At 72.7% G+C, this 13,465-nt stretch carries 14 protein-coding genes; 3 read left to right on the top strand and 11 right to left on the bottom strand.

Translation table 11 applies throughout. The annotated features are described in order from the left end of the window. The first annotated feature begins 40 nt into the window (after positions 1-40). Positions 41-1,000, top strand: a complete 960-nt coding sequence (locus tag FDO65_RS14975) for an Lrp/AsnC family transcriptional regulator (protein ID WP_137450465.1) — start codon at positions 41-43, stop codon at positions 998-1,000. Here FDO65_RS14975 and speB read toward each other — a convergent pair. The 6 genes from speB to FDO65_RS14945 are packed head-to-tail and all read right to left on the bottom strand — an operon-like array spanning position 992 to position 7,135. Beyond that, a complete protein-coding gene (speB, locus tag FDO65_RS14970; protein ID WP_137450689.1) occupies positions 992-1,987 on the bottom strand; it encodes an agmatinase in 996 nt (331 codons plus the stop codon). The genes FDO65_RS14975 and speB overlap by 9 nt on opposite strands. 53 nt (positions 1,988-2,040) lie before the next feature. Further along, positions 2,041-3,666: a 5-guanidino-2-oxopentanoate decarboxylase gene (locus FDO65_RS14965; RefSeq protein ID WP_166442203.1), complete on the bottom strand. Its 1,626-nt coding sequence runs from the start codon at positions 3,664-3,666 to the stop codon at positions 2,041-2,043. Further along, the gene (locus tag FDO65_RS14960; protein ID WP_137450463.1) at positions 3,663-4,652 is read right to left on the bottom strand and encodes a C-terminal binding protein; all 990 of its coding nucleotides are present in this window, start codon (positions 4,650-4,652) and stop codon (positions 3,663-3,665) included. The genes FDO65_RS14965 and FDO65_RS14960 overlap by 4 nt, the downstream gene beginning before the upstream one ends. A gap of 35 nt (positions 4,653-4,687) precedes the next feature. After that, positions 4,688-5,464 (bottom strand): amino acid ABC transporter ATP-binding protein, encoded by a 777-nt coding sequence (locus tag FDO65_RS14955; RefSeq protein WP_137450462.1) that lies wholly within the window; start codon positions 5,462-5,464, stop codon positions 4,688-4,690. Beyond that, on the bottom strand, positions 5,461-6,225 hold the full coding sequence (locus FDO65_RS14950) for an amino acid ABC transporter permease (RefSeq protein ID WP_137450461.1): 765 nt from the start codon (positions 6,223-6,225) through the stop codon (positions 5,461-5,463). Before FDO65_RS14950 ends, FDO65_RS14955 begins: the two co-directional genes overlap by 4 nt. A 19-nt stretch (positions 6,226-6,244) precedes the next feature. Beyond that, entirely contained in the window at positions 6,245-7,135 is an 891-nt protein-coding gene (locus FDO65_RS14945) for a transporter substrate-binding domain-containing protein (protein WP_137450460.1), read from the bottom strand. A gap of 265 nt (positions 7,136-7,400) precedes the next feature. On the opposite strand from FDO65_RS14945, the gene FDO65_RS14940 reads away from it, so the two are divergent. Then, positions 7,401-8,315, top strand: coding sequence for an Lrp/AsnC family transcriptional regulator (locus FDO65_RS14940; RefSeq protein WP_137450459.1), 915 nt, complete (start codon positions 7,401-7,403; stop codon positions 8,313-8,315). A 5-nt stretch (positions 8,316-8,320) separates the two neighbouring features. Beyond that, positions 8,321-9,034, top strand: a complete 714-nt coding sequence (locus tag FDO65_RS14935) for a 3-phosphoshikimate 1-carboxyvinyltransferase (protein WP_137450458.1) — start codon at positions 8,321-8,323, stop codon at positions 9,032-9,034. 43 nt (positions 9,035-9,077) lie between these two features. On the opposite strand, the gene FDO65_RS14930 is transcribed toward FDO65_RS14935, so the two are convergent. The 5 genes from FDO65_RS14930 to FDO65_RS14915 all read right to left on the bottom strand — a co-directional run bounded on the left by FDO65_RS14930 (position 9,078) and on the right by FDO65_RS14915 (position 13,292). Beyond that, positions 9,078-9,773, bottom strand: a complete 696-nt coding sequence (locus tag FDO65_RS14930) for a cysteine dioxygenase (protein WP_137450457.1) — start codon at positions 9,771-9,773, stop codon at positions 9,078-9,080. Continuing rightward, positions 9,770-10,789, bottom strand: a complete 1,020-nt coding sequence (locus FDO65_RS14925) for an amidohydrolase family protein (protein WP_205850051.1) — start codon at positions 10,787-10,789, stop codon at positions 9,770-9,772. The genes FDO65_RS14930 and FDO65_RS14925 overlap by 4 nt, the downstream gene beginning before the upstream one ends. Before the next feature lie 186 nt (positions 10,790-10,975). Continuing rightward, positions 10,976-11,092 carry a putative leader peptide gene (locus tag FDO65_RS23220; RefSeq protein WP_338101054.1) on the bottom strand — a complete coding sequence of 39 codons (117 nt, stop codon included), beginning with the start codon at positions 11,090-11,092 and terminating at the stop codon, positions 10,976-10,978. A 114-nt stretch (positions 11,093-11,206) separates the two neighbouring features. Further along, the gene (locus tag FDO65_RS14920; protein ID WP_137450687.1) at positions 11,207-12,064 is read right to left on the bottom strand and encodes an exodeoxyribonuclease III; all 858 of its coding nucleotides are present in this window, start codon (positions 12,062-12,064) and stop codon (positions 11,207-11,209) included. A 13-nt stretch (positions 12,065-12,077) separates the two neighbouring features. After that, entirely contained in the window at positions 12,078-13,292 is a 1,215-nt protein-coding gene (locus tag FDO65_RS14915; RefSeq protein ID WP_137450456.1) for an NADP-dependent isocitrate dehydrogenase, read from the bottom strand. Positions 13,293-13,465 lie beyond the last annotated feature (173 nt).

The following is a 13,465-nucleotide window of genomic DNA, read 5'->3' as shown; positions in this document are numbered from 1 at the left end:
CATCTGCCAGCCTGGCGTCGCTTCTACTGCAAGGTGTGACATGACGGAAACACTTCAGCCGGCGCCCACCGGGGTGAGGCCGACGGCGGACCCGATCGACGACGCCCTCCTGACGGCGCTGTCCCGGGACGGTCGGACCGGGGTCGAGGCCCTGGCCCGCGAGACCGGACTGAGTCGGGCCGTGGTCCGCCAGCGGACCCATCGGCTGCTGACCGAGGTGGTCGACGTGGTCGGGATCGTGCACCCGGCGGTCTTCGGATTGACCGAGTACGCGCACCTGCGGGTGGCCCCGTCCGGTACCGCGGCCGCGGCGGCCTCCGCGGTCGCCGACCACCCCGGCGTGCCCTTCGTGTCGATCACCGCCGGCGATGTGCCGGTGGTCGCCGAGGTGCGGGCCCGCAGCCGGGCCGTGCTGGCCGACACCGTCGCCCGCATCGCGGCCCACCCCGCGGTGGCCGACGTCGAGACCACCGTCTACCTGGCCATTCTCGCCGACGCCGCCGCGCCGACGCCGGCCCGGACGACCTCCCCCGGCTCGTCGATCGAGATCGACGAGGTCGACCGGCGGCTGCTCGGAGCGCTGCAACGGGACGGGCGGTCGTCCTACTCGGTGCTGTCCGGACTGGTCGGCCTGTCGGTCGGCGCGGCGCGCGCCCGCGTCCTGCGCCTGCTGGATGCCGGGGTGGTGCGGATCGGGGTGCGGCCCCGGCCGGCGACCGCGGGCCTGGTGCAGGCCGGCGTGGCCTTCCTGGCGCACGGCGCCCCCGACGAGCTGGCCGACCTGGTCGGCGCACTGCCCGGGGTCACCTACCTGGCCACCACCCTCGGTCGCTGGTCGCTGCTGGCCACCGTGCAGGCCGAGTCGCTCCCGGTACTGGCCGAGCGACTGGACGCCCTGCGAGCCCTGCCGGGCGCCGGTCGGCTCGTCACCTGGACCCACCTGCGGGTGGTCAAGGAGCGCTACCAGGACGACCTGGTCGACGGGCCGTCGTCAGGCTGAGGGCTCGGCGACCCGAGACCGGACGGCCCGGCGGCGGGCCAGCAGCGTGACCAGGTCGTAGGCGACGTGGCAGGCGGCGACCGCGGTGATGTCGGCGTGGTCGTAGGCCGGGGCCACCTCCACCACGTCGGCGCCGACCAGGTCGAGACCGTCCAGTCCACGCAGGATCTCGAGCAGCTCGCGACTGGTCAGGCCCCCGGCCTCCGGGGTTCCGGTGCCCGGCGCGTGGGCCGGGTCCAGGACGTCGATGTCGATCGAGACGTACAGCGGGCGGTCACCGATGCGCTCCCGCAGCGCCGCCACCACCTCGTCGACGCCGCGCCGGCCGACCTCGGCGGAGGTGACGATGCCGAAGCCCAGCCGGCGGTCCTCGGTCAGATCCTCGGCCGCGTAGAGCGGGCCCCGGGTACCCACGTGGCTGAGCGCGTCGAGGTCGAGCAGACCCTCCTCGGACGCCCGCCGGAACGGGGTGCCGTGGGTGTAGTCCGCCCCGAAATAGGTGTCCCAGGTGTCCAGGTGCGCGTCGAAGTGCAGCACCGCGACCGGACCGTGGGCGCGGTGGGCGGCCCGCAGCGCGGGCAGGGCGATGGTGTGGTCGCCGCCGATGACCAGCGGGCTGACCCCGGCCGCGTAGAGCCCGCTCAGGTGTTCGTCCACGGTGTCCAGGGCCGCGCCGATGTCGAACGGGTTGACGGGCAGGTCACCGCCGTCGACCACCTGGGCCACCCGGAACGGCGACGTGTCCAGCGCCGGATGGTAGGGCCGGAGCAGGCGGCTGGCCTCCCGGATGGCCGCCGGACCGAACCGGGCCCCCGGCCGGTAGGAGACCCCGGAGTCGAACGGGATGCCCAGCACGGCCACGTCCGCCGTGGGGACCTCGTCCATCCGCGGGAGCCGGGCGAAGGTCCCCCAGCCGGCGAATCGGGGGACCCGGGAGGAGTCGACGGGACCGACCGGTTCGTCGGGGGTGTGCTGCACCCGGGGCATCTCGAGCAGCGGCGCCGGCGGCGCGAGGTCGCTGGTGCGGTGGGACTGCAGGGTCACGATCGTCCTCCTGGACGGGTGCAGCCGGTCGGATCGGTGGCGACGACCACCGACACACCGGGGCGGTCGGCGGCGGCCTTCAGGTCGCGCCGGAAGGCGTCGGGATCGTCGGCCCGGGTGGCGAAGGCCCCGAAACCACGGGCGATGGCGACGATGTCGTGCGCGGTGGTCTCGGTGCCGACCCGGGGTGCCCCGGCCCGGTCGAACGAGTCGCGGATCTCGCCGTAACCGGCGTTGTCCCACACGACAAGGGTCAGGGGGCCGCCCTCGTCGACGGCGGTGGCCAGTTCGGCGATGGTGAACAGCAACCCGCCGTCGCCGGCGACGGCCATCACCGGGACGTCCGGCCGTCCGACCCGAGCCCCGACGGCCATCGGGAGCGCCGGCCCGAGGGTGCCGAGACCGTAGGGTGCGAGCCAGGTCCGGGGGCGCTGGGCGCCGAGCACGTGGATGGCGCTGTAGGCCAGCTGGGTCGAGTCCAGGGCGACGACCGTGTCCGGGGTCCGGACGTCGGCCATGGCCGCCAGCCACGGCCGGTGGCCGTCCGTCTGGCCGGTGAACTCGACCTGGCGGGCCCGGCCGGCCCGGACGGCGCCGTCCTCGTCCGCCCGTCCGGGTGCGACACCGCTCCCGGTGAGCGCCCGCTGCAGGTCGTCCAGTACCTCGGCGGCGTTCCCGACCAGACCGACGCGCGCGGGCACCGGCTCGTGCAGCTGGGCCGGGTCGATGTCGACCCGCACCACCGCTCCGGTGATGCCCAGCGGCGCGCCGGTGTAGATGCGGTCGACCTCGCTGAACTCGGTGCCGACGGCCAGGACGACGTCGGCGTCGGCGAGCAGGCGCAGCGGGGCGGGGAACGGCAGCAGCGTGCCCACCGACAACGGATGGTCCTCGGGCAGCAGGCCCTTGGCGTTGCCGGTGGTGATCACCGGGGCGTCGAGACGTTCGGCCAGGCTGCGGATCTGGGCGGCGGCGTCGACCGCGCCGCCCCCGACCACCAGCACCGACCGACGGGCGCCGGCCAGCAGGGTCGCCGCCGCGGCCAGCTCGGCGGCCTTAGGCCGCGGTGGGCGGGCGGTGACCGGCGCGGGGGTGATGGGCCCGGTCGGCCGGGCCAGCAGGTCGGTGGGGACGGCCAGGTGGACGGGTCGCGGCCGCCCGGCCGCCCACCCGGCCACGGCCTGCCCGAGCAGTTCGGCGAACCGGTCGGGGTCGGTGACGACCTCGCTGATGGAGGTGACCGGGGCGGCGATGGCCGCCTGGTCGTTGACGTCGTGCAGCGGTCCCCGGCCGCGGCCGAGGTCGGTGCTGGCGGTGGCGGCCGCGAGCACGAGCATGGGCTGGGAGTCGTGCCAGGCCTGCGCCACCGGGGTGAGCGCATTGATCAGGCCCGGGCCGGTGACGAGCAGACAGACGCCCGGCTTGCCGGTGACCCGGGTGTAGCCGTCGGCCATGAAGCCCGCGCCCTGCTCGTGCCGGGGCACCACGGAACGCAGGCCGCGCCGGTGCACTCCCCGGTAGAGCTCGATGGTGTGCACCCCGGGGATGCCGAAAACGGTGTCGGTGTCGAGGGTGTCGGCGACGAGGTCCATGATGGCCTCGCCGAACGTCCGGGTGCTCATCGGGTTCCTCCGGTGGTGGCGGGGGTCACGTCGTTGACCGGGGAGACCGGTCGGCCGGTCCGCGCCCATTCCAGGACGTTGGTCGCCTGCTCGGTGACGTAGGTCCGGCGCGTGACGTCGGACAGGTAGGCGACGTGCGGGGTGACCAGCACGTCGTCGCGCTGCAGCAGCGGATGACCGGCCGCCGGGGGCTCGACGTCCAGGACGTCGAGCGCGGCCCCGGACAGCTGCCCGGAGTCGAGCGCGGCCGTCAGCGCACCCACGTCGACCAGTCCCCCGCGGGCGGTGTTGACCAGCCGGGATCCGGGACGCATCCGGGCCAGGAACCCGGGGTCGACCAGGTGGTGGGTGTCGTCGGTGAGCGGCAGATGCAGGCTGACCACGTCCGCGGCCGCCAGCACCTCGTCCAGCGGAGCGCGGCGCACGTGCGGGACCGCCACCCCGTCCGGCAGCCACGGGTCGTGGCCGATGACCTCGGCCACCTGCCCGGCCGCCCGGGCCGCCACCTTCGCGCCGATCCGGCCGAGGCCGAGCAGGCCCACGGTCACCGTGGACAGCCGCCGGGGCGGCGGCATCCGACGGGCCAGCCAGTCGCCACGGCGCACCGCGGCCTGATGGAACGGCAGGTCCCGCAACAGGGCTCCGGCCAGCACCCAGGTGTGGTCGGCGACCTCGTCGGACGACAGGTCGTCCAGGTTGGCCACCCAGACGCCCCTTTGGGTCGCCGCCTCGACGTCGACGGTGTCCCAGCCGCGGGACAGCAGGGCGATCACCCGCAACCGGGGCAGCCGCTCGATGAGCGAGGCGGGGATGGGCGCATAGCCGACGAGCAGCGCCTGCGCGTCCTGCGCCGCGGCGAGAATCTCCTCCTCGTCGCGGGTCTCGAGCACCTCGACGCGGAACCCGGCGGCCCGCAACAGGTGCACGCCGGGGGTCGGGTCGAGGTCGTCGACGTCGGTGTAGACGGCGAGCGGTGCGGACGGCATACGCGGCAGCTCCTGGCTTGGTGGAGAGAGGATGTTCAGTGCACGTGCTGCAGGAAGCGCCGGGTCCGCTCGTGGCGGGGGCGGTCGAAGAAGTCGTCGGGGCCGGCCTGCTCGACGATCTGGCCGCCGTCGAACAGGGCCACCTCGTCGGCCACCCGGCGGGCGAAGCGCACCTCGTGGGTGACGACGACCATGGTCATGCCGTCCGCCGCCAACTGCTCCATCACCCCGAGCACCTCGCCGACGAGCTCGGGATCCAGCGCCGAGGTCGGCTCGTCGAACAGCATGACCTTCGGATCCATCACCAGCGCCCGGGCGATGGCCACCCGCTGCTGCTGCCCACCGGACAGCTCGCTAGGGAAGTGACCGGTCCGGTCGGCCAGTCCCACCCGGGCCAGCATCTCGGTCGCCCGTTCCCGGGCCTGGGCCCGCGGCACCCTCCGCACCTGGGTCAGGCCCAGCATCACGTTGTGCAGGGCGTCCAGGTGGTTGAAGAGGTTGAACCGCTGGAACACCATCCCGATGTCGGTGCGCTGCCGGGCGAGTTCGCGTTCCCGGAGGTGGACGACCCGGCCCCGGGTGGCGTTGACGCCGAGACGTCGACCGTCCAGGACGATCTCGCCCTGGTCCGGCGCTTCGAGCAGCGCCATCAGCCGCAGGATCGTCGACTTGCCCGAACCCGACGGGCCCAGCAGCGCCTTCACCTCGCCGCGGCGGACCGTGAAGTCGACCCCCTTGAGCACCTCGGTCGCGCCGTAGGTCTTGTGCAGGTTCGCGACCCGCAGCAGTGGGGCGGTGGCCGTGTCGGTCATGCCTGCACCGTCGCCTTCTCCGGGGCGGCCGCGGCCGATCCGGGTTTGCGGGACCACACCGACGACTGACGCTTGGGGCGGGTGGCCGACACCCACCGGTAACGCCGTTCCACCCACCACTGCAGAGCCATCACGATGCTCACGATCACCAGGTAGTAGACCAACGCGGCGACGTAGTACTCGGCGTACCGGAACGTGACCGAGACCCCCGCCTGCGCCGTGGTCAGCAGCTCGCGCAGCGAGATCACCGAGGCGAGGCTGGTGTACTTGATCATCGCGATGAACTCGTTACCGGTCGGCGGCAGCGCGACCTTGATGGCCTGCGGCACCAGCACCTTGGCCAGCACCCGCAGCGGGCTCAGGCCCAGCGCCCGGGCCGCCAGGGCCTGACCGTCGTCGATGCTCAGCAGCGCCGAGCGGATGATCTCGGCCATGTAGGCGGCCTCGACGACGGCCAGACCGATGAAGGCGGCCAGGAAGGGCGAGAACCAGTCCTCGCGCAGGGCCGGGAACAGCTGCGGCCCGGCGTTCCAGATCAGCAGCAGCACCAGCAGGGTGGGGATGGCCCGGAAGAACCACACGTAGAGCGCGGACGCCGCCCGGGGCACCCGCCGGCGGGAGATCCGACCGAGCGCGACGACGAAACCCAGTGCGATGGCCAGCATCTGGGCGGCCGCGGCCAGACCGAGGGACAGCAGCGCGCCGTGCAGGTACTCCGGGGACGTCAGCGCGTTCCAGAAGATGGCACCGTCGAATTGCATGGTCGGATCCCCCGGGGGCTCAGGCGGCCGGGATCGACGCGGGGTCGAGCCCGTACTTCGTCGCGATGGTGGCCAGGGTGCCGTTCTTCGTGAGCGTGGCGATACCCTCGGCCACGGCCGGGCTCAGCTCGGACCCCTTGACGGTGAAGACGCCGAACTTGGTGTCGGCCGGGAAGACGCCGGGCACGATGATCAGCTGGCCGTTGGACTTGGCCTTCATGTCGGCGGCCGCGACGTCGGTCTCGATGAGCGCGTCGGCCTTGCCGTTGGTCACTGCAGCGACGGTCTCCGCGGTCTTCGGGTACGGCTGCACGGTGATCCCCGGCTTGCCCGCGGCCTCGAACGTCGCCGAAAGATCCTTCAGCGTCTGCTCGTTCGACCCGCCGCCCTGCACGGCGACGGTCTTGCCGGAGAGGTCGTCCTGCGTGGTGATGGACGACCCGGTGGGTGCCAGCAGCGCGGGACCCGTGTTGAAGAAGGCCGTGGCGTCGGCGACCTGCAGACGGGCCTCGCTCATGTAGAGCGCCGACCAGAGGATGTCGCACCGCTTGGACTGCAGGGCCGGCATCAGCCCGTCGAACGCCGTGACCTGGAAGGTCGGCGTCGCCCCCCACAGCGCGGCCAGGGCGCGGGCGCTGTCGGAGTCGAAACCGATGATCTCGCCGCTGGTTCCGTTCTCGTAGTACTCCATCGGCGGGTACTCGGGGTCGGTGCAGAAGCTGACCTCCCCGTCCTTGAGCAGTCCGGCCGGGGCGGCCACGGACGCGCCGGACGCGGCCGACCCGCTCGCGGCGGGCGAGCTGGTGGTCGCGGCTGACGAGCCGCCGCCGGAACCACAGGCCGACAGGGCCAGCGCGGCCGAGGTGGTGATGGCGCCCAGCAGGGCGAGGGCGGAACGGGAACGCGTCATGACTGGTCCTCCGGGAGGCGACGACGGAGCCGAGGGGGCGATGGCTTCGCGGCCAGACGCTAGGCGGAGCCAACCGCCCGGCACAACAGATCAGTAGGTAACAAGCGTGTTTCGTGCTTGATTTGACCGCCGATATGGGCAGATGCTGACCGAAAGCAGGTCATTCTGCGTCCGGCCTGTCGTTTCTGCCACCGTCGGACCGCTGACTGGTGGTTGTAAAGATCGTGTATCGCCACGCCGCGGCGGGCGGTGAGGGGAGGCAGGCGTGGACGCGATCGACACCGCTTTGCTCGCCGCGTTGCGGGCGGACGGACGGGCCCGGCAGCAGACCCTGGCGCAGACGCTGGGCATCTCGCGATCCGCGGTGGCCGCGCGGCTGCACACCCTGTTCGCCAGCGGCGCCGTCCAGACGGTCAGCGTGATCCACCCGTCGGTGATGGGACTGCATGCCGTCGCTCATCTCTCGATCCGGGTGGATCGGCCGGTGGCCGAGGTCGCCGCCGCGCTGGCCGCTTTCGACGACACCCCGTTCGTTTCCCTGGTCAGCGGGGCGGCCGATCTGATCGCCGAGGTGCGAACCCCGGGGCCGAGCGAACTGGCCGACGCCCTCGAACGGGTCCGCTCGACCGACGGCATCCTGGCCATGACGACGCTGCTCTGCTCGTCCCTGGAGGTCGACGTGCTGCGCCCCGCACCGGGTTCCGAGCGGGACGTCGACGAGATCGACCGGGTGCTGCTGGAACTGCTGCTGGACGACGGCCGGATGTCGCTCAGCGAACTCAGCCGGCGCTCCGGCCTGTCGACGGGCACCGTGCGGATCCGCACCCGTCGGTTGTTCGACAGCCGGATCATCAAGGTCGGCGTGGTGGCGACCGCCGCCGTCGACCAGGCCGGCCCGGCCATCGGCGTCGGCGTTCAGGTCCGCGGACCGATCCAGCCGGTCGTCGACGCGGTCGCCGCCGACCCGGGCACCCGCTTCCTGGCCACCACCGCGGGCCGTTTCGATCTCCTGGCCACCGTGCACGCCGACACCATGAGCCAGGGTGTCGAGCTCATCGACCGCATCCGGCGACTACCCGCGGTGGTCACCGTGGAGAGCTGGGTGCACCTGCAGGTGGTCAAGGAGCGCTACCGGCTGGCCCCCACCGGCCGGCCCCCGCTCACCGAGGAAGGACAGTGACGACCATGACGTCATCGACCGTGGGACCGACGGGATTCCGGGTCTGGAATGTGCCGACCGCGGAGATCCCCGTCCGGGGACGGGTCCGCCCGACCGTCCCCGACCGGCCCTTCGACCCGTACCACGCGGCGGCGTTCCTGGCGGCCGCTTCGGTGACCACCGGCACCGTCGTCGTGCAGGGCTGGCCGCGGCCCACCGGTCACGGCACCGACGGCGCGGCGGACGACCGCATCCGCCACCTGCTGGCCGGGCTGGGCGTCTACGTGGTGCGGACCGCCGAGGGCCTGACCGCGACCAGCCGCTCGACCTCCGGCGACCTGCGCGGCGGCCGCTTCGACCTCACCGGGATGCCCCGCCTGGTCCCGCTGGCCCTGGTGCTGGCCGCGCTGGCCGAGGGCCCCAGCACGCTGATCGGCCCGGCCCGCACCGCACCCGCCGCGCTGGCCGCCGTCGAGGCGCTCCGCACGGTCGGCGGGGCGGCGGACTGGACCGGCGACGGTCTGCTCGTCCACCCACGGCGGCTGACCGGCGCGCTGTGGGTCGCTGCCGGGGACGTCGACGTGGCTCTGGCCGGCATCGTCCTCGGGCTCACGGTCCCCGGTGTCCGGCTCGACGACCTGTCGCCGGTGATCGACGCGATCCCCGCGTTCGACGACCTCTGGCTGCGCCTGCTGTGGGCCGACGAGCACCTCCTGCCGGGGACGTCGGCGGCGCACTGAGCGGATCGGGCGGGGCGCCCGATCCCGCTCCGGCGCGGCACGGTCAGGCGGGGGCGCCGCCGTCGTCGGCCGGACGCAGCTCCTCGGCGTAGGACACCGACCTGCGGCGCAGCACTCCCCCGGCCCCGAGCGTGTACTGACCCATCCGCCACAGCGGCGGCGAGTAGGCGTGCACCGACACGCTGCCGGCGGCCTTGCCGGTCAGCCGGTGGATGTGGTCGGGGCCGAAGCTGAACACCCGGCCGCCGGGAACGCTGGTGGCCACCCCGTTGTCGGCGTCGGCGCCGACGGCCAGGTTGTGCTCGGTGAGCTCACCGCTGACCACCGCGACCGCGCCCGAGGACGTGTCGTGGTCGTGCCAGCCGGTGTCGTTCTCCGGGGTCCAGCAGATCAGCCAGACGTCGACGTTCGGATCCCGGTGCAGCGACACGAAGTGCCGGTGCTCGTCGTCGAACGCAATGTGCGGAGCCAGCAGTTCGGCGCGACCGGCCAACCGGGCGGCCAGCGCCCGCAGCTCGGCGTGGTCCAGTTCCCGGCCGGGCAGCGTGTCGAGATCCAATGCCGGCTCGCCGTTCTCGCCCGGCAGCGCGGCATCCTCCAGCGCCACGGCAGCCCGGGCGGGGACCGCCTCGGCCGGCCAACGACCGGCGATGTCGGCGGCGGTGTCCGACGGCGTGGGGACAGTGTCCACCCCCCGGTCGTCGGTCAGGGGGAGCTCGGACAGTTCGATGGTCTTCATGCGGTGTGTCCTTCGAGCGGGCGTCCGGTCAGCAGACGCAACGGGTTGACGGAGCGGACCGCGCGCTCGGCGGCGGGGCCGAGCTTGCGCAACGCAGGGATCGCGGCGGGTCCGGACGCGGGGACGTAGGGGGTGTCGGTGCCGAACACGAGGGGGTCGATGCCCAGGGACCGGAGCAGGCCGTCCAGGCCCTGTTCGCCGTAGGACGAGACCTCGACGAAGGTCAGCGGGTCGACCACCGGGGGGCGGCCACCGCGAGCCGTGTGCCGTTCGTGCTGCAACGGCGCCAAGCCGGCGGCGGCCCCGAAACAGATCCGCAGCCGGGGCAGCAGCGACCGGCCGGCCACCAGCCAGGCCCACCAGGCGGCCTGCAGCTGGGCCGGGTAGTCGACGGTGGCGACCCACCAGGACGGCAGTCCGGCCCGGTCGGCCGCCGAACCGTTCGCCGGGGCCGGCACCGGGCCGGGGTGGACGAACACGGGTCGGTCGGCGGCCTCGGCGACCGCGAGCACCGGCGCGAGCCGTTCCACGGCGGACGGGGTCAGCAGGTCGGAGGCCGGCACCTGCAGTCCCACGAACCCGCCGCCGGAACCCGGCGCCAGGCGGCCGGCCAGGTCGCCCAGGTCCGGCTCCCGGCTGCTCACCGACGCCCAGGCCCCGAACTGCGGGGCCAGCGCGGCCGCGCCGTCGTGCCAGAGGTCGAGGAGCGGCGCGGCCTCGTCGACCGGCAGCGCTTCGAGCCCCAGCGGGCTGGACAGGCTGATCAGCGCCAATCCGTCCGTCCCGAGGACGGTGTCCGTGGCCGCTCGCCGGGCGACCGGGTCGTGGTCGGCCGGGTTCACCGCGTACGGCGGCTCCCCGTCCAGATGCAACGTCCAGCCGTCCAGCCGCGGGGCGCTGAGCCGGCGGCGCAGCGCCTCGACCAGCGGTTCCGGCCAGAGGTGCTGGTGCAGGTCGACCAGCACCGGGGGCGCGGGCGACGGACCGGGAATGGGAGAGGAGGTGGGGGCGCTCACGCGCATCTGCTGGCCTTCCGGGAGGCCGACGGATCGCCCGGACTCACCCCCGGCGGGCCGGGAGAGCGGGGATCCGATCGGCCGCGGTGGACGGGACGACCGGGACGACGCACTCGACCGAGCTTCGGACACCCACTCCGCCGGGCGGGCCGGCGGGGGAAGAGACCGAAGCGGGGAGCGGGTCGTTCAGAGCGAACAGAGCGCGCTGGCGACGCGGACCAGGTCCACGTGGCGGCGCAGATGCAGACGGGCGGACGGGGCCCGGGTGGCGGGGACGGAACGGCGGCGGGTCAGCCCGTCCATGTCCACCGCCTCACTCGTCGTTCCCAGCCGGATACCGGCCGGGGCGTGATCATCGGACCGTAACCCGCGGACAGGTGCACCTGTCAACCCCTGGACGGTCACCCGCCGATCCTGTCAGCTCGATGCCCAGCCGTAATCCACCCAGACCGGGCTGTGATCGGACACCCGGGCCTCGTAGGACGCCTCGCGGTCCACTCCCCCGACCATGGCCGTGGCGGCCAGCGACGGTGACGCCAGGTGCAGGTCGATGCGCCAGCCGGCATCGTTGTCGAACTGCCGCCCCCGCCACGACCACCACGTGTACGGGCCGGGCCGGTCGGGATGCAGGCGACGCAGCACATCCACCACCGCGGGGGCGGTCCCGGAATCGGCACCCTCGCCACCGGGCGGGGCCAGCAGGTCCGCGAACCACTCCCGCTCGACCGGCAGGAACCCGGGCGAGCGGAGATTGGTCTTCCACGCCTTCAGGTCGTCCTGGGTGGGGGCGATGTTGAAGTCACCGGCCACCAGGTAGGCACCGCCGGTGGCTTCCGCCTCCGCCGACCGGGATCGCACGTGCTCGGCGAGCTGCTTGCAGAAACGCAGCTTGCTGTCGAGGATCTCGCCGCTCGCCGCCCCCTTGGGCAGGTACAGCGACGCCACCGTCAGCCGGCCGGCCGGGTCACCCGGTGTCGGACCGGGTAGATCGACCTCGATGTACCGGCCCTGGGTGTCGAACTCCGCCGAGCCGAACCCGACCCGGACGGCCTCCGGGGCGGTCCGGGTCAGGACGGCGACACCGGCCCGACCCTTCTGCGACCCCTCGTGGTAGGCGAGGTGGTAGCCGTCACAGGTACCGGCCGGGATGTCGGACTCGCCGGCCCGGACCTCCTGCAGGCACAGCACGTCGGGGTTCCGCGCGGCCAACCAGCCCGCGAAACCCCGACGTACCGCCGCCCGGATGCCGTTGACGTTCGCCGTGGCGATCGTGATGGGCACGCCGGGACTACTTCAGGCGGGTCGAGAGATTCTCGTCCAGCGCGGACAGGAATTCCTCGGTGGTGAGCCAGGCCTGATCCCGACCGACCAGCGCCGCGAGGTCCTTGGTCATCTTCCCGCTCTCGACGGTCTTGATGATCACGTCCTCGAGCGTCTCGGCGAAGCCGGTGACCTCGGGGGTGGAGTCCAGCTTGCCGCGGTGCTTGAGACCACCGGTCCAGGCGTAGATCGACGCGATCGGGTTGGTCGACGTCGGCTTGCCCGCCTGGTGCTGGCGGTAGTGCCGGGTGACCGTGCCGTGGGCGGCCTCGGCCTCGACGGTCTTGCCGTCCGGGGTCATCAGAACGGAGGTCATCAGGCCGAGCGAGCCGAAGCCCTGGGCCACGGTGTCGGACTGCACGTCACCGTCGTAGTTCTTGCAGGCCCAGACGTAGCCGCCCTCCCACTTCAGCGCGGAGGCGACCATGTCGTCGATGAGCCGGTGCTCGTAGATGATGCCCGCGGCCTTGAACTGGTCGATGAATTCGGCGTCGAAGACCTCCTGGAACAGGTCCTTGAACCGGCCGTCGTAGGCCTTGAGGATCGTGTTCTTGGTCGACAGGTACACCGGGTACTTGCGGGACAGGCCGTAGTTGAACGACGCCCGCGCGAAATCGCGGATCGAGTCGTCCAGGTTGTACATGGCCATCGCCACCCCGGAGCTGGGGGCGTCGAACACGACGTGCTCGATCGGCTTGGAACCGTCGGCCGGGGTGAAGGTGATGGTCAGCTGACCCTCGCCCGGGAAGCGGAAGTCGGTGGCCCGGTACTGGTCGCCGTAGGCGTGCCGGCCGACGATGATCGGCTTGGTCCAGCCGGGTACCAGCCGCGGGATGTTCGAGATGATGATCGGCTCGCGGAAGATCACGCCGCCGAGGATGTTGCGGATGGTGCCGTTGGGCGACCGCCACATCTTCTTCAGGCCGAACTCCTCGACGCGGGCCTCGTCGGGGGTGATGGTGGCGCACTTCACGCCGACCCCGTGCTTCTGGATCGCGTGCGCGGCGTCGATGGTGATCTGGTCGTTGGTGTCGTCCCGGCTCTCGATGCCCAGGTCGTAGTACTCGAGGTTGACGTCCAGGTACGGCAGGATCAGCTTGTCCTTGATGAACTGCCAGATGATGCGGGTCATCTCGTCGCCGTCGAGCTCGACGACCGTTCCCTCGACCTTGATCTTCGCCATGCTGGTGGGCGATCCCTTCTCACGTGTCTCGCCCCGGTCCGGGCCTGCCACCGGGACGTCCCGCATTCCGCTCCACCGGCATGTTCGGCCGGGGTGTTGCGACTGCGGGAACCTCCGTCAGACCGTACCGTCAGGCTGCAGCGTCGGGGCGCGGCGGGGTGACCGAAAGGTGG

Origin of the sequence: Nakamurella flava, from assembly GCF_005298075.1 — a bacterium.
Classification (GTDB): domain Bacteria; phylum Actinomycetota; class Actinomycetes; order Mycobacteriales; family Nakamurellaceae; genus Nakamurella; species Nakamurella flava.
The sequence above is the reverse complement of the archived record's forward strand: the minus strand, read 5'-3'. Positions and strand labels throughout refer to the sequence as shown.

What these genes read in the sequence shown, in the direction of transcription:
- FDO65_RS14930 (WP_137450457.1), bottom strand. Translation starts at nt 9,773, where the DNA reads ATGAAGACCATCGAACTGTCCGAGCTCCCCCTGACCGACGACCGGGGG.
- FDO65_RS14960 (WP_137450463.1), bottom strand. Translation starts at nt 4,652, where the DNA reads ATGCCGTCCGCACCGCTCGCCGTCTACACCGACGTCGACGACCTCGAC.
- FDO65_RS14975 (WP_137450465.1), top strand. Translation starts at nt 41, where the DNA reads ATGACGGAAACACTTCAGCCGGCGCCCACCGGGGTGAGGCCGACGGCG.
- FDO65_RS14935 (WP_137450458.1), top strand. Translation starts at nt 8,321, where the DNA reads ATGACGTCATCGACCGTGGGACCGACGGGATTCCGGGTCTGGAATGTG.
- FDO65_RS14955 (WP_137450462.1), bottom strand. Translation starts at nt 5,464, where the DNA reads ATGACCGACACGGCCACCGCCCCACTGCTGCGGGTCGCGAACCTGCAC.
- FDO65_RS14915 (WP_137450456.1), bottom strand. Translation starts at nt 13,292, where the DNA reads ATGGCGAAGATCAAGGTCGAGGGAACGGTCGTCGAGCTCGACGGCGAC.
- FDO65_RS14945 (WP_137450460.1), bottom strand. Translation starts at nt 7,135, where the DNA reads ATGACGCGTTCCCGTTCCGCCCTCGCCCTGCTGGGCGCCATCACCACC.
- FDO65_RS14965 (WP_166442203.1), bottom strand. Translation starts at nt 3,666, where the DNA reads ATGAGCACCCGGACGTTCGGCGAGGCCATCATGGACCTCGTCGCCGAC.
- FDO65_RS14950 (WP_137450461.1), bottom strand. Translation starts at nt 6,225, where the DNA reads ATGCAATTCGACGGTGCCATCTTCTGGAACGCGCTGACGTCCCCGGAG.
- FDO65_RS23220 (WP_338101054.1), bottom strand. Translation starts at nt 11,092, where the DNA reads ATGGACGGGCTGACCCGCCGCCGTTCCGTCCCCGCCACCCGGGCCCCG.
- speB (WP_137450689.1), bottom strand. Translation starts at nt 1,987, where the DNA reads ATGCCCCGGGTGCAGCACACCCCCGACGAACCGGTCGGTCCCGTCGAC.